The following is a 17,635-nucleotide window of genomic DNA, read 5'->3' on the forward strand; positions in this document are numbered from 1 at the left end:
CCCCCCGGAGGGATGTGCTTTGGTGGCGCCGACGGCGCGCTTCGAGGAGATCCGGATCCCGCTCGAGGAGCCGCAGCACGAGCTTGCGGCGGTCTCGGGCGTGCTCGGCGTGCCCGAGTGGTGGCCGACGGGCGCGCGGATCGGCGTCGTGCTCGCGCACGGTGCGGGCCGCGACATGACCGACCCGCTCGTCGCGGGCCTCCATCGGGGGCTCACCGAGCGCAGGTCGCTCACGCTGCGCTTCAACTTCCCGTTCGCGGAAGCGAAGCGCCCTCGCCCCGACAGTCTGGGCGTGCTCGAGCGCACCTTCCGCCAGGCGGCGGCGCTGCTCGGCCGCGATCCCACGGCGGCGCCGGCGCATCTCTTCGTCGGCGGGATCGGGCTCGGCGCGCACGCGGCGGCGCAGGCGGCCGCGCGGCTGCGCGTGAACGGGGTCTTCCTGATCGGCTACCCGCTCCACAGCCGCGACCACCCGACCCGGAACGTGAAGGCCGACGCCCTCTACCGGCTCGTCTCCCCGCTCCTCTTCATCCAGGGCACGCGCGACCGCAACTGCGACCTCGACGCGCTGCGCGCCACCCTGACGAGGGTCGGCACGCTCAAGACCCTGCACGTGGTCGAGGAGGCCGACGGCGCCATGGCCGTGCCGAAGCGCTCGGGGCGGCCCGCCGAGGACGTGACGCGCGAGCTCCTCGACGCCCTCGACTCCTGGTTCCACCAGGTCGTCGAGGGCCCCTAGCGAGAACAGGAGCGCAGGTGAGCGAAGCCGGCGACGAGCTCTACTTCGTCCAGGCTCCCGTCGGGGAGATGGCGAACCTCGCCTACCTGATCGGCAGCCGCTCGACGCGGGAGGCGCTGCTGGTGGACCCCGCCTGGAGCGTGGACGCCCTGCTCGACCGCGCCGAGGCCGACGGGATGCGCGTGGTGGGCGCCCTGGCCACCCACTACCACCAGGACCACGTCGGGGGCTCCCTCTTCGGGATGTCGATCGAGGGCCTGGGCCGGCTGATGGCGCGCCGTCCCGTGCCGGTCCATGTGCAGGCGCACGAGGCCGAAGGCGTGCGGCGGGTGACGGGCGTCTCGGCTTCGGATCTCGTCGCACACGAGGGCGGCGACGTCCTCGAGCTCGGCCGCGTGCGGGTGCGGCTCCTCCACACGCCCGGGCACACCCCCGGCTCGCAGTGCTTCCTCGTCGAGAGCGGCGCGGGCCCCGGACGGCTCGTGTCCGGCGACACCCTGTTCCTGAACGCCTGCGGCCGCGTCGACCTGCCCGGCGGCGACCCCGAGGCGATGTTCCGCAGCCTCGACGGCGTGCTGAAGCGGCTTCCCGACGAGACGATCCTCTATCCCGGCCATCTCTACGCGCCCGAGCCGTCCGCGACGATGGGCGAGCAGAAGCGCACGAACCCCTACCTGCGCGCCGCGACCGTCGATCAGTTCCTGACCTTCGTCGGCTTCTAGCCGGCGGGCTTCGGTCGCCGCGGCTCGCTGCGCATCCGCCGACGCGCGTGTCAGTCTCCTCGAGCGGAGCAGCCAACTTCGCGATTTGCTGCGGCTTTTCGACTTGCGGTCAGCTTGCGGCCCCTACCTGCGTCCGTTAGCGTTCGCCGTCCTTTCCGTCCCGGAGCGCCCGCTCCGGCGCTCTCCCGCCCGCATCGGAGGCCCCCGGTCCATGAAGATCATGGTCTGCATCAAGCAGGTCCCGCACCAGGACGCGCGTCTCGACGTCCGCGGCGACGGCACCTGGATCCAGGACGAGAACATCAAGTTCGAGATCAACCCCTACGACCAGAACGCCCTCGAGGCGGCGCTCCAGCTCAAGGACGCGGGCGGCGGCGAGGTGGTGGTGGCCTCGATCGGGCCCGAGCGGGTCACGCAGTCGCTGCGCACCGCGCTCGGCATGGGTGCGGACCGCGCGATCCACGTGAAGGACGCGGCCGCCGACGGCTCGGACGCGCTCGGCGTCGCCAAGCTCCTGGCGGCGCTCGCCAAGGCCGAGAGCCCCGACCTGATCTTCACCGGCTTCATGTCCGACGACGGCAACATCGCCGCCGTCGGCCCGATGCTCGCGACCCTGCTCGGGATCCCGCACACGACCACCGCCGTGAGCCTGAAGAAGGAGAACGGCACGGTGCAGGTGGAGCGCGAGCTCGAGGGCGGCGCCCTCGAGGTGGTGGACCTGAAGACGCCCTGCCTCGTGACGACCCAGACCGGCATGAACCAGGTCCGCTACGCGTCGCTCAAGGGCATCATGGCCGCCAAGAAGAAGCCGATCGACGTCAAGACGGTTGCCGATCTCGGCCTCGCCGGGCAGGTGGGCGCCGGCGCGGCGAAGGTCCGGATCGAGAAGCTCTACACGCCGCCCAAGGGCCAGGGCGCCGAGATCGTGTCGGGCTCGGCGGACGAGGTGGCGGGCAAGCTGGTCGGCAAGATCAAGGAGCTGGGGCTCCTCTAAGCCTCGCCCCGAAGGAGACACGCGATGGGTTCGATCCTCCTGGTGGCGGAGATCCAGAAGGGCAAGCTGCGCGAGGCCAGCCTCGAGCTGGTCAGCGTGGCGCGCAAGATCGGCGAGGCGACCGGCCGCGAGGTCAAGAGCCTGGTCGTCGGCCAGGGCGTCTCGGGGATCGCCGAGGAGCTGGCCAAGAAGGGCGGCGGCGAGGTGTTCCTCGCCGACGACGCCGCGCTCGCCAACTACAGCGTCGACGCCTACCACGCAGCGGCCAAGGCGGCGATCGCAGCCGGCTCGCCCGAGATCGTGCTGCTCTCGAACACGCCCACGGGCTGGGACCTGGCGCCGCGGCTCGCGGCTGCGCTCGACGCGGCGTTCGTGTCGGACTGCTTCGACGTCGAGGTGGCGGGGGCCGAGCTGGTGTTCCTGCGCCGCTTCTTCAACGGCAAGCTCGACGCGCGGCTGCGCCCGGTGGGCCTGCCGATCGTCGCCACGATGCAGCCGGGCGCGACGGCGGCCTTCAGCGGCTCCGCCGACGGCAAGGTGACGGCGCTCGCGGTCTCCGTCGGCGAGGGTGGCACCCGCTTCGTCGAGACCAAGGTGGCCGAGGCCAAGGGCGTCGACCTCACCAAGGCCGAGGTCATCGTGTCGGGCGGCCGGTCGCTCGGGGGTCCCGAGAAGTTCCAGGAGGTGATCAAGCCCCTCGCCGACGCGCTCGGCGGCGCGATGGGCGCCTCGCGACCGGTGGTCGATGCCGGCTGGCTGCCGCACGAGTACCAGGTCGGCTCCTCCGGCCAGATCGTGGCGCCGAAGCTCTACATCGCCTGCGGCATCTCGGGCGCGATCCAGCACCTGGTCGGCATGAAGGGGTCGAACTTCGTCATCGCGATCAACAAGGATCCCGATGCTCCGATCTTCGAGGTCGCGAACCTCGGCGTCGTGGGCGACCTCTTCGAGGTGGTGCCGAAGCTCACGGAGGCGGTCAAGGCCGCCAAGGGCTGATCTTCTTTCGTTGACACCACGGACCCCAGGGAGTACCAAGGACGGGTCGGCGAACGCACGTCGTCCCCCCATGGCTGCTCCCGCTGCTCCTCCGTCTGCCGCTCCGCGGTCATCGCCGCCGACGCGAGAGAAGGGTGCAGGCCCGCGAGCTGGCGTCGCGGGCCTGGTGAAGGGCCGGGGGGTCCCATTCCGCGACGCATTGCGGTGCTCAACGAGAAGGGCGGCAGCGGCAAGACCACGCTCGCTGCCGGATTGGGCGCGCACCTGGCGCTGTGTGGCGGCCGGCGCGTGCTCGCGATCGACATGGACCCGCAGGGGCAGCTCGGCAAGGTGCTGGGCGTGGAGGTGCGGCAAGCCCGCCGCAGCGCGATCGAGCTGCTCGTGGACGCGGTGCTCGGCCCGCCCTCGGGCGCCGGGGAGGAGGCCGCCCCGGCGCGGGCGGCCGAGCTCCCGATCCTGCCGACACGGATCCCGCGGCTCGACGTCGTGGTGGCCCACAAGGCGCTCGGGCTCGCGCCCGCCCTCGGCGCCGGCGAGCCGGAGCCCACGGGGCGCCTGCGCCGGCGCCTCGACGCGGCCCGGGGCCTCGCCCCCTACGACTACGTCCTCGTCGACGGCCCCCCGAGCTTCGGCCTGCTCACCTTGAACGTGCTGCGCGCGGTGGACGAGGTGGTGGTGCCGGTTCCGCTCACCTTCCTCGCGCTCGACGGCTGCGCGGAGCTGGTGCGCACGATCGAGAGCGTGCGCACGCGCTACGACCATCCGGGGCTGCGCATCACGATGGTCGTACCGACCTTCCATCGCCGCACGCGCCTGGCTGCCGAGGTGCTGGCGGCGCTCGAGCAGCGATTTCCCAAGGAAATCGCACACACGGTCGTCGGCTGGCACGTCAAGATCGACGAAGCGCAGGCCCGCGGGCTCTCGGTGTTCGAGTACGCGCCGGGGGACCGGGGCGCGCGGGCGCTGGCGGCGCTCGCGCAGGAGCTCGAGGCGCGCACGCCGGCGGGAGCCACCTAGGCACGCGGAGTCGGGGGAGGATGAGCGCACCCACGAACGGGGACTCGCGGCGGCAGCCGCTCCGGCTCGGGGACCCGTTCGCGCCGGTGGTCGGGCCCGATCCGCTCGCGCCCTGGCTCGATGCGCTCGACCGGCGGGCGCCCGGCGCCGAGCTGCGGGCCGCGCTCGCCGTCGAGGTCGCGGCGCCCGAGCCGGAGCCGCCGGCCGCGCCGCCGCCGGCACCGGCACCTGCCCCGCGCCCGGCCGACCTCGAGCTCGACGAGGACTGGCAGCGGCTCGCGCGGCGCGTCGGCGAGGAGCCGGCGCGCCGGCTCGCGCTGGTGGCGTCGGGCGTCGAGGGCTGGGATCGCTTCGGCCTCTCGCCGGGCGCGCTCCGCCAGGCCTTCCCCTTCTTCCTCGGGCTCTACCGCTCGTGGTTCCGCGTGCGGAGCGAGGGACACGCGCACCTGCCGGCAGAGGGTCCCTTGGTGCTCGCCGCCAACCACGGCGGCCTGCTGCCCTTCGACGGGGCGATGGCGGTGATCGACCTGCTCCTCCATGGCGACCCGCCGCGCCTCGCGCGCGCGATCGTGGACCGCTGGGCCGGCTCGCTGCCCTGGGTGAACGTCTTCTTCGCACGCGTCGGACAGGTGGTCGGCACCCACGAGAACCTCGCGCGCCTGCTCGCCGACGGCGAGACGGTGCTGGTGTTCCCGGAAGGCATGGACGGGATCCGCAAGCCGATCACGCAGCGCCACCGCCTGCAGCGCTTCCACGCCGGCTTCGTCGAGCACGCCTTGCGCGCGCGGGCGCCGATCGTGCCGATGGCGATCGTCGGCAGCGACGACCAGGCCCCGGTCCTGTTCGACGTGAAGCCGCTGGCGCGCCTGCTCGGCCTGCCCGTCGCGCCGATCACGCCGACCTTCCCCTGGCTCGGCCCGCTCGGCCTGCTCCCCTACCCGGTGCGCTACCGGATCGCCTACGGCGAGCCGCTGCGCTTCCACGAGCGCTTCGCGCCCGGCGCCGCCGCGGATCCCGCCGTCGTGCGCGCCCTGGCAGGGCAGGTGCGGCGCGCCATCCAGCACCTGATCGACGCGCGCCGATGAAGGCGGTGGTCGTCACGCACGCGGATCTGCCGCTCGGGCGGCGGATCGTGAAGCTCCTCTGGCACGAGCCCGGGATCGGGCGCCTCGTCGCGATCGGCGAGGGACCGCCGCCGCGAGCCTTCGACGCGCTCCGGGCCGGTACCGAGCCGCGGCTCGTCTACGAGCAGCTCGACCACGCCCGACAGCGATCGATCGCGGACTGGTTCCATTCGCGGCGGCTGCGCGAGATCGCGCCGGAGGCGGTGGTGTACGTGCCCCACCACGGAGCGGCGCCGGAGGGTTTGCCGGTGGTGGCGCAGGTGCCCAAGCGCGTCGCGGAGGCGCGCCTCGTGCTCCACCACGCGCTCGAGCTGCGCAGCATCCGCACGCTCGTGGCGCTCGGCAGCGCCTTCGTCTACGAGCTGGCGCCCGGCAACGCGAACCAGCTCTGCGAGGACTCCCCCCTCCGGCTCGATCCTTCCGCGCCGCCCGCGCTGCGCGCCTGGATCGACAGCGACATGCTCTTCCAGGCGGAGATCGGCAGGGCGCATGGCGCCTGGCCCTCCGGTTCATCACCCTCCGGTTCATCGCCGTCCGGTTCATCGCCGTCCGCTTCCTCGGGCCGGGCGCGCCTGCGCGTCGTGCTGCTGCGCGTGCCGACGGTGGTGGCCTCGGGGGGCTACGTGTACCTGCACCCGCTCCTCGAGGGTGCCGCCGGGCCGCGGCCGCGGCCGGCGGGCTTCGACCCGCTGTGCCCGGTGATCGCCGACAAGGACGTGGCACGCGCCGTGGCGGCGGCCCTCGCGAGCGGGGCCTGCGGGGTGTTCCAGGTCGCGGGGCACGAACGCCTGCCGCTCTCGGTCCTGGGCCGCTGGACCGGCCGGCCCACGCTGCCGGTGCCGGGTCCGCTGCTCGGCCTGGCGGCACGCGGCGCGGCGTGGCTCGGCCTCGCCGAGGCGGCTCTCGACGCGCCGCTCGCGCGCCACGGGATGAGCCTCGACGTGCGCCGGGCCGAAACGGGGCTGGGCTTCCGGCCGCGCTATCGGATCGGCCTCGCCCGGGCGGGGGACGGCGCGCTGCGCCTCGAGGCGGTTCCGGCGCCGGCCTGAGGCGCAAGGCCCCGGTGGCCGCTATCCTGCGCCCCCTTTTCGCGAGCCACAGGCGAGCGAAGCGCACCAGCCCGGGAGCCCCACCGTGGAAGTCGACACCTCGCAGTTCCGCAACGGCCTCAAGTTCCTGCTCGACGGCCAGCCCTTCGTCATGACCTTCTTCCAGCACGTGAAGCCGGGCAAGGGCGGCGCCTTCGTGCGTACCAAGGTCAAGAACCTCCTCAACGGCAAGGTGCTCGAGCGCAACTTCCGCTCCGGCGAGCGGGTGGAGCTTGCCGACATCGAGGAGAAGCACATGCAGTACCTCTACCTCGACGGCGAGAGCCTGGTCTTCATGGACCAGGAGAGCTTCGACCAGATCCCCTTCTCGCAGGAGGTGGTGGGCGACGCCCGCAAGTTCCTGAAGGAGAACACGGAGGTCGACGTGTTGTTCTGGAACGGGCGCCCGGTGAACGTCGAGCTGCCCTCGTTCATCGAGCTGCTCGTGACCCGCTGCGACCCCGGCCTCAAGGGCGACACCGCGTCCGGCGCGACCAAGCCCGCCACGCTCGAGACCGGTGCGGTCGTGAACGTCCCGCTCTTCGTCAAGGAGGGCGACGTCCTGCGCATCGACACCCGGACCGAGGAGTACGTCGACCGGGTGCGGTAAGGTCCGGTCGCGATGCGCGGCGACCAGCTCGCGAGACAGTGGAAGCTGATCCAGCGGCTCGCCCGCAGCCGTTGGGGCGCCGGCCTCGACGACCTCGTCGAGGAGCTCGGCTGCGTGCGCCGCACGGTCTACCGCGACCTCGAGGCGTTGATGGCGGCGGGCTTCCCGGTGACGACCGAGAAGCGCGACGGCCGCGTCTACTACCGCTTCGTCGAGACCTTCAAGCTCGGCGACGTCCCCTTCACGCCCGACGAGATCCTCTCGCTGGCCTTCGGCGAGGACCTCTTGCGGGCGCTCGAGGGGACCGTCTTCCACGACTCGATCCGCTCGGCGCTCGACAAGATCCGCAGCGCGCTCGGCCCGTCGGTGAGCGAGTTCCTGGCCCAGCTCGGCGAGTCGTTCCGCGTGCTGCCCGGTCCGCACGAGAGCTATGCCGCGCTGCGCGACACGATCCGGGTGCTGAACGACGCCGTGCTCGCGCGCCGCACCGTGCGCATGCGCTACCGCACGGGTGCCACGGGCCGCGAGAGGACGCGCGAGCTCGACCCCTACCGCGTCTGGTACCGCGCCGGCGCGCTCTACGTGGTGGGACACGACCACCTCTCCGACGAGGTGCGCACCTTCGCGGTCGGGCGCATCCGCGAGATCGAGACCACGGCGGCACGCTTCCGGGTCCCCGAGAGCTTCGACTTCGAGGCGCGGGTGGGGGCGGCCTTCGGCGTCGTGGCCGAACCGCCGATGAAGGTCCGCATCCTCTTCGACCGGCGCCATGCCGGTTGGGTCGGCTCGCGCACCTGGCATCCGAGCCAGCAGCTCGTGCCGCGCCGCGGCGGCGCGCTCGAGCTCACGATGGAGGTGGGCGGCGCGGCCGAGGTGCGCAGCTGGGTGCTCTCGTTCGGCTCGGGCGCCGAGGTGCTCGAGCCGCAGTCGCTGCGCGACGAGGTGCGCGAGGAGCTCGCCGGGGCGGCGGCACGCTACGCGCCGCCGCCCCGGCGCTGATCGCTCGCGCGCTCGGCTAGTGCGCCGCCGGGGCCTGCTCGCGCGAGGCCCGGTCGTAGAGCATCCCGAGGCTCCGGTACTGCGCCTCGGTCCGCTCGGTGATGAGGCCGAGGTTGCGCAGGTTCGGGATCACGGTGTGCATGTAGGGCATGCTGTTCAGCTCGGACCAGTTCGGCATCGCGAGGGCGGCCCGGGTCAGGTTGGCGCCGTCGATGCCGTACTTGGGGCCCAGCACGTGGAGCATGTCGAGCTGTTGGTTGGCGTTGAGCGCCTCGAGGATCCCGAAGGCCCAGTCCTCCATCTCCGCCTTCTCGGCGGCGTCCGCCTCGCGCACCGCGCGCCGCATGCTGAGCACGCCGAAGGCGGCGTGGCGCGACTCGTCCTGCTCGACGCGGCGGATCATCTCCTCGAGCAGGGGGTTGCGGGTCTCGCGCCGGATCAGGTCGAAGATGCCGACCGCCATGCCCTCGAAGAGCGTCTGCATCCCGAGCGTCTTCTTGCGCGCGGTGTCGGCCTGGAGCAGCCGGTCGAGCAGGACCTTGAGCGTCGGACTGATCGGGTAGATCGTTCCCATCTTGCGGGACACGAACTTCGCGATCGCCTCGATGTGGCGCGCCTCGTCGGTCACCTGGCTCGCGGCGTACCACTTCTCGTCCATCTTGGTGCAGGCGTTGGTGAGCTGGCCACAGAGCTGCAGCGCCGCCTGCTCCCCGTGCAGGAGCTGCGAGAGCAGGTGGGCGAGCTCGTCGAAGGCGGCGGCCTTCTGGGTGGCCTCGTCCTTGCCCATCAGCTTGCAGATCTGGGCCAGCATCGAGCCCTCGGGGTTCATCAGCCACTCGTCCTTCGAAACCGGCTGGGACCAGTCGAGGTCGCGTTCGGCGTTCCACTGGTTGACCTTGCCCTTCTCGTAGAGGGCGCGCAGCTCCTCGACCTCGGAGCCGTACTCCCAGGTCCAGTTCAGGGTGAGCGGCGCGGCGACGTCGGTCTTCTCGCGCAGCCGGGCGATCTCCGTCTCGTCTACGAACTCGATCACCTCGAACTGCCCGAAGCGCTTGCGATGGTCCTCGATGAGCTTGTGCATCGTCGTTCTCCCGTTGGGCGTGCGTGGGGCGCTGGTTCACCTGGATCCGGCGGGCGACGCCGCCAGACCGTGGTGGAGGAAGGCCTTGACCTCGTCCTTGTGACGCCGTACGGCGTCGGCCGAGAGCAGCGAGCCGCCGAGCAGGCCCTCGCCGAACTCGCCGGACGCGAAGTGGTAGACGGTGGCGCCGATCAGGGTCTGGAGGGTGTGGGGGCCCGCGCTCGGGCGGAAGGCGCCGCTCTCCGTCCCCTCGCGCAGGAGGCCCAGGATCCCGCCGAGGACCGACTGCAGGCGCTGCTCGGCAGCGCGCCCCTCGTCCCAGGCCTCGGCCTCGAAGGCGTCGTCCTCGAAGAGGGCGCGCAGCAGCAGGCGCGCGGCCGGCTCGCGTTCGGCGAGCGCGTCGACGAGCTCGTCGACGAGGCGGTCGAGGCGCTCGGGCGGCGAGCCGGGAGCCGCGAGCGCGACACCGAGCCGGTCGTCGAGCTGGGTGAGCAGCCGCTCGAGCACGGCGAGATAGAGCTGCGCCTTGCTGCGGAAGTGATGGAAGAGCGACGACTTCCCGAGCCCGGCGGCGTCGGCCACCTCGCGCATGCCGACCCCCTCGAAGCCGCGGCGCGCGAACAGCGCCTCGGCGACGTCGAGGATCTTGTCGCGCGAGCTCGGCGCGGCGAGCGGATCGTTGGGGGGCGTCGTCACGTGGGATCCCTGGATTCCATCGGCTTCCGGACTCGATCCGACCGACTGGTCGCCCGAACAGCCTACTCGACCATCTGGTCGGGTGCCAGACAGGATTCGGCCAGCCCCGACTCGATCTGGAGGCCCTCCTGGCAGGGGCTCCCGGGGAGGGCGTCGGGGTTGGAGCCAGGCGGCGCTAGTGAGAGCGGCCGAGGCAGCGCCCGCACGTAGGCGTCGGGCTGCCGTTCGACCGCGAAGCCCCCGGCCGCGAGCAGCTCCGGCACGCTCTCCGGGCCGATCAGATGACCGGTGCCGATCACCACGAAGCGGGCCCGCCCGTCCGCCGCCAGGGCCGTGAGCCGCTCCGCCATCCGGTGGTTGCGCTCGACGAACACCGCGCGATGGAAGGCGGCGAGCACGGGGTCGCTGCGGCCTCCGAGCAGCAGCTCGAGCAGCCGTGCCTCGTCGCCGACCTCCCAGGCCTGGAGGATCTCGCGCGTGGTCGCGAGCAAGGTCGGCGTGTTCTCGAGCATCTCGCGCAGGAGCGCGTCCTCGACCGGCGGGCCGAGCCTCCCGAACAGCGCCATCTGCTCCTCGAGCGACTCGAGCTGCGCCACCGGCTTGCCCTCTGCGGCCGCCCGGCGCAGGAACCAGGCGTCGACACCGCTCTCCGGATCGATGCCGTCCGCCTCGAACTCGAGCTGCGCGACGAGCTGCGCCAGCAGCCAGGGCCGCATGCGGCTCGCCGCCTCGAGCGGATAGCCGCGGGCGCGCAGGTAGGGCAGCAGCGCGTCCCACGTCCGGGACGAAACCACGTCGCGCAGGGTCCGCTCCGGCGGCAGCAGCCCATGGCGCTGCACGGCCTCGAGCCGCTCCAGGTCCGGCAGCCGGTCGAGGTCGACCTCGACCACCAGCGCGCCCGCGCGTGCCCAGTCGAGCTCCATCTCGAGGGGCGGCACGAGCTCGCGCCCGTCACCCACGTGGACCGAGCCGAGCAGGAAGAGCACGGCGCCGCCAGGGGCGCGAGCGTGCCAGTAGAAGGCGGCGGGAGGCGGCGGCGCGGGAGGCGGCGGCGCGGCGCAGCCGAGCCAGGCCAGCCCGAGCAGCAGCACGGCCCACGCCCATCGACGCACTACGGTTTCACGACCTCCACCGGTCCGAAGCGCTCGAGCTGCGGGCGCAGCACCTCCAGGGGGCCGACCGCCACGATCACCATCCGATCGGGGTGCAGGAGGCGGAGCGCGGCCTCGTGCACCTCCTCGAGCGTGACGTCGTTGAGGCGCGTGCGGTAGGTGTCGAGCGAGTCCCGCGGCAGGCCGTAGACATCGAGCTCCACGAGCGCGCCGGCGATCGCCGCGGAGGTCTCGAGCCCGAGCACGAAGCGGCCGGCGCTCAGACTGCGCGCGTTGCGCAGCTCGTCCCGGGAGGGGGCCTCGCGGCGCAGCCGCTCGATCTCCTCGAGCACGATGTCGACCACCCGGCCCGCCTCCGGCGCCCGCGTCGAGGTCGAGACGACGAAGGGGCCCGGGTGGCGGCGCATCGCGAAGCCCGATCCGATTCCGTAGGCGAGGCCCTCGTCGGCGCGTACGCGGCTCATCAGCCGCGCCAGGAAGCCGCCGCCGCCCAGGATCGTGTTCATGAGCCCGGCCGCGATGCGGCGCTCGTCGGTGCGCGCGATCCCCTCGTGGGCGAGCGCGAGCTGGGCCTGCCCGAGATCGGGCCGGTCCACCAGCACGACGCCGCGTGCGGGCGGGGTCGGCGTGGGGGGCGGCGGGCCGGGCGCCGGCGGCGTCCCCGCCTCCCACGCGCCGAATCGCGCGCGCACCTGCGCGAGCGCGTCCTGCTCGGCGACGTCGCCCACCACGTAGAGGATCGCGTTGCTCGCGACGAACAGGCGCCGGTGCATCGCGCGCAACACCGCGGCGTCGAGCCCGGCGACGGGCGCGGGCGCTCCCGACACCGGGAGGCCGTAGCGATGCCCGTCGTAGAGCGTCCGGGCGAGCTGGCGGCCGAGCAAGGCGCCCGGGTCGTCCTTCTCCTGCTCGAATCCGGCCAGCGTCTCCGCGCGCGCGCGCGCTACCTCGGGCGCGTCGAAGCGCGGGCGCAGGGCCACGTCGGCCAGCAGGTCGAAGAGCGTGCCCGTGTCGTCCGAGAGGCCCGAGAGCTCGACACTCACCGAGTCCATGCCTGCCGCGACGCCGAGGTCGGCGCCGATCCGCTCGACCGCGCGCGCGAGCGCCAGCGCGTCGAGCCCTCCGGCGCCCCGCTCCATCACGTCCGCCATCAGCGCCACCGCGCCGGCTTCGCCCTCCGCCTCGATCTCCGCGCCGCGCCGCAGCAGCAGGCCGACCTCGAGTCGCGGCAGCCCGTGGTCCTCGAGCACGAGCACCTCGAGGCCGTTCGCGAGCGTGCTCCGGTGCAGGCGGTCGGCGGGCACCACGGGCCCCTCCGCCACCGGCGGCGGCGGGAGCTCCCAGGCAGGCCGCGGCTGCAGCAGCGCGCAGCCGCCGAGCCCGAGCGCGGCGAGCCAGGCGGCGGCGAGGGGACGCAGCGCCCGGCTCAACCGCCGGCCCCCGGCGCGCCCGCCGGCGCAGGCTCGTCGAGCGAGACGCCGGGCGGCGGCGCCACGAGGTGGAGCACGTTGCGCTCGCCGGGCCGCAGGTAGCTGCGGGCGACCCGCTGCACGTCGGCGGCGGTGACGGCGCGATAGGCGGCCAGCCGCTCCTCGATCGGCCGGACCCGGCCGAAGGTCACCCAGTCGCCCGCGATCCGGGAGCCCAGTGCGTGGGCGGTGGCGGTGCCGCGCAGGAGGCCCACCTCGATCTGGCGCCGCGCCTTCGCGAGCTCGGCGGCGGGGACGGGCTCCTCGCGCAGCCGCTCGATCTCGCGGAAGAACAGCTCCTCGACCCGCGCGATGTCGCCGTCCGGCCGGACCATCGCGAAGGCGTAGAAGATGCCGGCGTCGTCGAGCTCCCAGTAGCCGCCCTCGGCCGCGAGGGCCTGCTGCGCCTCGTAGACGAGCCCGCGGTACAGGCGGCTCGAGCGGCCGCCCGAGAGCACGAGGCTCGCGACGTCGAGCGCCGGGCCGTCGGGGTGGCCGCTCTCCGGCGCGTGCCAGGTGGCGGCCAGGATCGGGCTGCGCACGTCGAAGTACACCGTTTCACGTCGCTCGCCGCGCTGGGGCGGCTCGCGGGTCGGGTTGCGGGGGATCGGCTCGACGCGCGGGAGGCCGCCGAAGGAGCGCCGCATCCGGGCGAGCGCGTCCTCCTCGTCGAAGGCACCGGTGATCGAGACGACGATGTTGTTCGGCGCGTAGTAGGTGTCGAAGAAGTCCCGGCACACGGCGACCGTCACCTGCTCGATGTCGCTGCGCCAGCCGATCACCGGCACGCGGTAGGGGTGCGCCATGAAGGTCAGGGCCAGGAGCGCCTCGAAGACCCGGCCGGTCGGCTGGTCCTCGGTGCGCAGGCGGCGTTCCTCGAGCACCACCTGGCGCTCGCTCGCGAGCGTGTCCTCGCCGATGCGGAGGTGTGCGAGCCGCTCGGCCTCCAGCTCGATCACGAGCGGCAGCGCGTCGGGGGCCACGTCGGCATGGTAGACGGTGTGGTCGGCGGTGGTGAAGGCGTTCACCCGGCCGCCGCGGCTCTCGATCAGCCGCTCGTGGGACTCGGGCGGCAGGCGGTCGGTGCCGCGGAACATCATGTGCTCGAAGAGGTGGGCGAGGCCCGTGTAGCGCGCCTCGTCCTTCGACCCGACCCGGACCCACATCTGGAAGCTCACGGCCGGCGTGGTCGGATCCGCCAGGGTCAGGATGGTGAGGCCGTTGTCGAGCGTGGTGACGCGCGTGCGCAGCGCAGGGTCGTCGACGTTCGCGCGCGCCGGCAGCGTCGCGGCGACGAACAGGACCAACGCCGCGAGCGCGCGGGCGGCGGACTTCGGCATGGCGGCGTAGCTTATCCGAGTTCTCCCGGGAGGCGAGTCGGGTGGAGAGCGGGCCGGCCTTGGACGCACGGATGCGGGAGATCTTCGAGCGCTGCCGCACGATCGCGGTGGTCGGCATCAAGGACGGCCCGGGCGACGACGCCTTCCGCGTGCCGGCCTACATGCAGCGCCATGGCTATCGGATCCTGCCCGTGAGCCCGAAGCTCGCCCGCGTGCTCGGCGAGCCCTGCGTCGCCTCGCTGCGCGACCTCTCGCGGCGCGACCCGGCCGGGCCGGCCGAGCTCGTGAACCTGTTCCGCGCGCCCCGGCACCTGCCGGCCCACGCCGACGAGATCCTGGCGCTCTCGCCCCTGCCCTTCGCGGCCTGGTTCCAGCTCGGCATCCGGCACGACGAGGCGGCCGCGCGGCTCGAGGCGGCGGGGGTGCGGGTCGTACAGGATCGCTGCCTGATGGTCGAGCACGCGCGGCTCACCCCCCGCTGAGGGAGCCGCGCCGGCGCGCTCCCGGGCCGCGGCCTACGGCGGGGGGGACGGATCGTCGCGGGGCGGCGGCTCCTCGCGCGCCTCGTAGTGCAGGGCGCGCGACTGGAGCCACCGCACACCGAAGACGTCGGCGAGCCCGGCGAAGAGCCGGTCGAGGACTCCGTACTTCGAGCGGCCGTGCCGGCGCGGCCGGTGCGCGACCGGCAGCTCGATCACGCGCGCGCCCGCGAGGCGCAGCAGGGTCGGAAGGAAGCGGTGGGCACCGCGCCACAGGCGCACGCGGCGAAGCGTCTCGGCGCGCATGACGCGCAGCGAGCACCCGACGTCCGTCACCGACTCGCGCGTCCACGCGTTGCGGAAGCCGTTGGCGACGGCCGACGACGCGCGCCGTCCCCAGCCGTCGCGCCGGCCCACGCGCACGCCGTTCACGACGTCGGCCCGGTCGAGCCCCGCCAGCAGGCGCGGGATGTCGGCCGGGTCGTTCTGGCCGTCGGCGTCGAGCGTCACGACGACGGCGCCGCGGGCGGCGCGGAAGCCCGCGTCGAGGGCGGCGCTCTGGCCGTGCTGGCGGTCGAGCGCGAGCACCCGCACGCGCGGGTCCTTGGCGGCGAGCTCGCGCAGCCGCGCGCGGCTCCCGTCGCGCGAGCCGTCGTCGACGAAGATCAGCTCGACGCCGCCCGTGACACCCGCGAGTGCGGCATCGAGCTCACGGTGCAGCGGCTCGAGCGAGTGCTCCTCGTCGTGGAGCGGCACCACCACCGAGAGCCAGGGCGCCGCGGCCAAGCTATGCCTCGCGGCAGAGCAGGAACCAGCTCCCGAGATCCTTCCCGTGCCGGGCCGCGGAGCCGATCGTCACGTGCTCCGACACGCCGCGCAGGGTGTCGATCATGAAGCCGTAGACGAAGCGCGAGAGTCCGCGCTCGTTGGAGCGGATCTCGGGCCAGGCGGGCGGCTTGCCCTCGGGCAGGAGGTTGTAGTCGACCAGCAGCTCGCCGCGCGCAGGATCGGGGCGCAGGACGAAGTAGCCGGAGCCGACGAGGCCGCTCACCGGCGAGTGGTTGTAGCCCCAGAGCCGGTCGGGCTGCTGCGGGTCGGCGTCGGGCGGGCGGCAGAAGCGCTTCTCGAAGTGGCTGAAGGCCGGCAGGGTGTTCTTGCCGTAGTGCCGCACGGGGGTGAGCGCGGCGCTGGACGCGGGCACCGCGTCGATCATGCGCAGGGGGCGGAAGCCGCCGACCGCCTCGTAGAGCCGGCGCTGCTCGGCGCGGCCGACGGCGCGGATCGCCTGGACGCGCTCGGCGTGTCCCATCGAGTCGAGCGTGCGCGCCACCTCGTGCGGCTTCACGACGGCCTCGCGCAGCAGGGCGAGCAGGGCGCGCGTGGCATCCGGGAATTGGGTGGAGCCAGGGGCCGATCGTTGGCTGCCGGTCGTGGCCATCGGGGACGCCTCCGTCCGGCAGGGTATCGTCCGGCCGTTCCGCCCGCCCGCCCGCAGGAGGCACCCGCCCTGTCCGGCCCCTCGTTCCGCCTGCTCGGCGCCCTCCTGCTCGCCGCCGCGGCCCTGCTCTACGGCGCGCGCCTCGGCGCCACCGGCTTCTGGGCGCCCGACGAGCCCCGCTACGGCCACGTCGCGGAGGAGATCCGGGCCGGCCGTCACGGCGCCGCGGGTCTCGTGCTCCTGCACGTGAACGGCGAGCCCTACACCCAGAAGCCGCCCCTCTACTTCTGGCTGGCCGCGGCCGCGGGCGCACCCCGCGGCCGTGTGAGCGAGGTGGCGGCCCGGCTCCCGTCGGCGCTCGCCGGTGTGGCGCTGGTCGGGGTCGTGCTCCTCTTCGGCCGGCGGCTGCTCGACGCGCGCAGCGCGCTGCTCGGCGCGGCGCTCCTGCTCACCGGCTTCGAGCTCGCCGACAACGCGCGCCGGGTCCAGCTCGACGTGCTCCTGACCCTGTGCGAGACGCTGGCGCTGGCGGCCTTCTGGCGGCTCGACCGCGGCCGCGGCCGGCCCGCCGCGAGCCAGGCGTGGCTGCACGGCGCGCTCGGCCTCGCCGTCCTGACCAAGGGACCCGTCGGCTTCCTGGTCCCCGTCCTGGTGATGGCGGCCTTCCTCGCCTGGGAGGGCCGGCTGCGGGCCCTGCGCCGCGTCTTCCCCTGGTGGGGCCCGCTCCTCTCGATCGCGCCGGCGCTCGCCTGGATCGCCGGGGCGGTCGCGCTCGCGCCGCCCGGCTTCTTCGGCGAGGCGGTGCTCGACAACCTCTTCGGCCGCTTCTTCGCCGGCACCTCCCACGAGCGGCCCTTCTACTACTACCTCTACCAGTTCCCGCTCAACTTCCTGCCCTGGTTCCTGCTCGCCCCCGCGGTCTGGAGCGCCGCCCGCCGCGAGGTCTTCGCCCCCGGTGCGGACCCCGGAGCGCGGCGGTCCTGGCGTTTCCTGCTGGCCTGGGTCGCGATCACGCTGGTCTTCTTCTCGCTCTCGAGCGGCAAGCGCGGAATCTACGCGCTCACGTGTCATCCGGCTGCCGCGCTGCTGGTGGCCGACGCCGTCTGGCGACGCGCGTGCGCGCGCGGGGGCGTGCCGCCGCTGGTCCACGCGGCCACGGCGCTGCTCGCCACTGGCCTGGCTGCGGGCGGCATCGGGGTCGCGCTTGCCGATCCGCTGCGCGACCCCGCCGCCTCGCTCGCGACGGGCGGCGCCGCGCTCGCGATCGCCGCGCTCGGCGCCGTCGCGGCCGTGGTTCTCCCGCGCGCCGCAGCACCGCTCGGAGCGCGCCTCGCGCTGCCCGTCGCGATGGTGTTCGGCTTCGAACTCGTTCTCTTCACGGTCACGTGGCCGGCCCGCGACCCCGAGAAGTCGCCGCGCTCGCTCGCCGAGGCCGCCGCCGCGCTGACGCCGGAAGAGGGCGCGATCGGCCTCGTCGGCGACCGCGCGCTGACCGGCGGACTCGCCTACTACGGCAGGCGGCGCGTGGCACCGCTCGAGTCGCCGGAGGAGATCGCCCGCTTCTTCGCCAGCGGCGGGCGCGCCGTCGTCGTACAGGCCCGCAAGCTCGATCGCGTCGAGGCGGCCGCTCCGGTCGCGATCGCCTTCCGCGCCCGCGAGGGACGCCGCCAGCTCGTGGTGGCAACGCCGCGGTCCACCGCCGGCGAGTGACGTGCGCCTGAACCGCGGGTG

18 protein-coding genes are annotated in these 17,635 nt (G+C 73.7%); 11 read left to right on the forward strand and 7 right to left on the reverse strand.

Going from position 1 to position 17,635, the window contains the following annotated elements; all coding sequences use genetic code 11:
* Positions 1-22: 22 nt before the first annotated feature.
* The 9 genes from OZ948_05905 (at position 23) to OZ948_05945 (ending at position 8,289) form a co-directional block, all read left to right on the forward strand.
* Positions 23-739: an alpha/beta hydrolase gene (locus OZ948_05905; GenBank protein ID MEB2344256.1), complete on the forward strand. Its 717-nt coding sequence runs from the start codon at positions 23-25 to the stop codon at positions 737-739.
* Positions 740-756: 17 nt separating this feature from the next.
* Positions 757-1,461 (forward strand): MBL fold metallo-hydrolase, encoded by a 705-nt coding sequence (locus OZ948_05910; protein MEB2344257.1) that lies wholly within the window; start codon positions 757-759, stop codon positions 1,459-1,461.
* Between the two features lie 211 nt (positions 1,462-1,672).
* Positions 1,673-2,455, forward strand: a complete 783-nt coding sequence (locus OZ948_05915; protein ID MEB2344258.1) for an electron transfer flavoprotein subunit beta/FixA family protein — start codon at positions 1,673-1,675, stop codon at positions 2,453-2,455.
* A gap of 24 nt (positions 2,456-2,479) precedes the next feature.
* Complete coding sequence (locus OZ948_05920; GenBank protein MEB2344259.1) at positions 2,480-3,451, forward strand: electron transfer flavoprotein subunit alpha/FixB family protein; 972 nt, start codon at positions 2,480-2,482, stop codon at positions 3,449-3,451.
* 204 nt (positions 3,452-3,655) lie between these two features.
* Complete coding sequence (locus OZ948_05925) at positions 3,656-4,468, forward strand: ParA family protein (protein ID MEB2344260.1); 813 nt, start codon at positions 3,656-3,658, stop codon at positions 4,466-4,468.
* A 20-nt stretch (positions 4,469-4,488) separates the two neighbouring features.
* Positions 4,489-5,553 (forward strand): lysophospholipid acyltransferase family protein, encoded by a 1,065-nt coding sequence (locus tag OZ948_05930; protein MEB2344261.1) that lies wholly within the window; start codon positions 4,489-4,491, stop codon positions 5,551-5,553.
* Positions 5,550-6,641 carry a hypothetical protein gene (locus OZ948_05935; protein ID MEB2344262.1) on the forward strand — a complete coding sequence of 364 codons (1,092 nt, stop codon included), beginning with the start codon at positions 5,550-5,552 and terminating at the stop codon, positions 6,639-6,641. Before OZ948_05930 ends, OZ948_05935 begins: the two co-directional genes overlap by 4 nt.
* Positions 6,642-6,726: 85 nt before the next feature.
* Positions 6,727-7,290 (forward strand): elongation factor P, encoded by a 564-nt coding sequence (efp, locus tag OZ948_05940; protein MEB2344263.1) that lies wholly within the window; start codon positions 6,727-6,729, stop codon positions 7,288-7,290.
* A 12-nt stretch (positions 7,291-7,302) separates the two neighbouring features.
* Complete coding sequence (locus OZ948_05945) at positions 7,303-8,289, forward strand: WYL domain-containing protein (GenBank protein ID MEB2344264.1); 987 nt, start codon at positions 7,303-7,305, stop codon at positions 8,287-8,289.
* A 16-nt stretch (positions 8,290-8,305) separates the two neighbouring features.
* Here the strand turns inward: OZ948_05945 and OZ948_05950 are convergent, their stop codons facing one another.
* The 5 genes from OZ948_05950 to OZ948_05970 all read right to left on the reverse strand — a co-directional run bounded on the left by OZ948_05950 (position 8,306) and on the right by OZ948_05970 (position 13,987).
* Positions 8,306-9,370, reverse strand: coding sequence for a ferritin-like domain-containing protein (locus OZ948_05950; protein MEB2344265.1), 1,065 nt, complete (start codon positions 9,368-9,370; stop codon positions 8,306-8,308).
* Positions 9,371-9,406: 36 nt separating this feature from the next.
* Positions 9,407-10,066: a TetR/AcrR family transcriptional regulator gene (locus OZ948_05955; GenBank protein ID MEB2344266.1), complete on the reverse strand. Its 660-nt coding sequence runs from the start codon at positions 10,064-10,066 to the stop codon at positions 9,407-9,409.
* A gap of 62 nt (positions 10,067-10,128) precedes the next feature.
* Positions 10,129-11,157 (reverse strand): TraB/GumN family protein, encoded by a 1,029-nt coding sequence (locus tag OZ948_05960; protein MEB2344267.1) that lies wholly within the window; start codon positions 11,155-11,157, stop codon positions 10,129-10,131.
* A 20-nt stretch (positions 11,158-11,177) separates the two neighbouring features.
* Complete coding sequence (locus OZ948_05965) at positions 11,178-12,608, reverse strand: pitrilysin family protein (protein MEB2344268.1); 1,431 nt, start codon at positions 12,606-12,608, stop codon at positions 11,178-11,180.
* On the reverse strand, positions 12,605-13,987 hold the full coding sequence (locus OZ948_05970; GenBank protein ID MEB2344269.1) for a pitrilysin family protein: 1,383 nt from the start codon (positions 13,985-13,987) through the stop codon (positions 12,605-12,607). Before OZ948_05970 ends, OZ948_05965 begins: the two co-directional genes overlap by 4 nt.
* Positions 13,988-14,046: 59 nt before the next feature.
* On the opposite strand from OZ948_05970, the gene OZ948_05975 reads away from it, so the two are divergent.
* Complete coding sequence (locus OZ948_05975) at positions 14,047-14,469, forward strand: CoA-binding protein (protein ID MEB2344270.1); 423 nt, start codon at positions 14,047-14,049, stop codon at positions 14,467-14,469.
* 33 nt (positions 14,470-14,502) lie between these two features.
* Here the strand turns inward: OZ948_05975 and OZ948_05980 are convergent, their stop codons facing one another.
* Both OZ948_05980 and OZ948_05985 read right to left on the reverse strand, forming a co-directional pair.
* Positions 14,503-15,252: a glycosyltransferase family 2 protein gene (locus OZ948_05980; GenBank protein ID MEB2344271.1), complete on the reverse strand. Its 750-nt coding sequence runs from the start codon at positions 15,250-15,252 to the stop codon at positions 14,503-14,505.
* 1 nt (position 15,253) lies between these two features.
* Positions 15,254-15,904: a hypothetical protein gene (locus OZ948_05985; protein ID MEB2344272.1), complete on the reverse strand. Its 651-nt coding sequence runs from the start codon at positions 15,902-15,904 to the stop codon at positions 15,254-15,256.
* Between OZ948_05985 and OZ948_05990 the strand changes: the two genes are divergently transcribed.
* Complete coding sequence (locus OZ948_05990) at positions 15,884-17,614, forward strand: glycosyltransferase family 39 protein (GenBank protein ID MEB2344273.1); 1,731 nt, start codon at positions 15,884-15,886, stop codon at positions 17,612-17,614. The two genes, OZ948_05985 and OZ948_05990, sit on opposite strands and share 21 nt — an antisense overlap.
* Positions 17,615-17,635 lie beyond the last annotated feature (21 nt).

This window comes from Deltaproteobacteria bacterium (genome assembly GCA_035063765.1).
In the GTDB taxonomy this organism is placed as follows: Bacteria; Myxococcota_A; UBA9160; order UBA9160; family PR03; genus CAADGG01.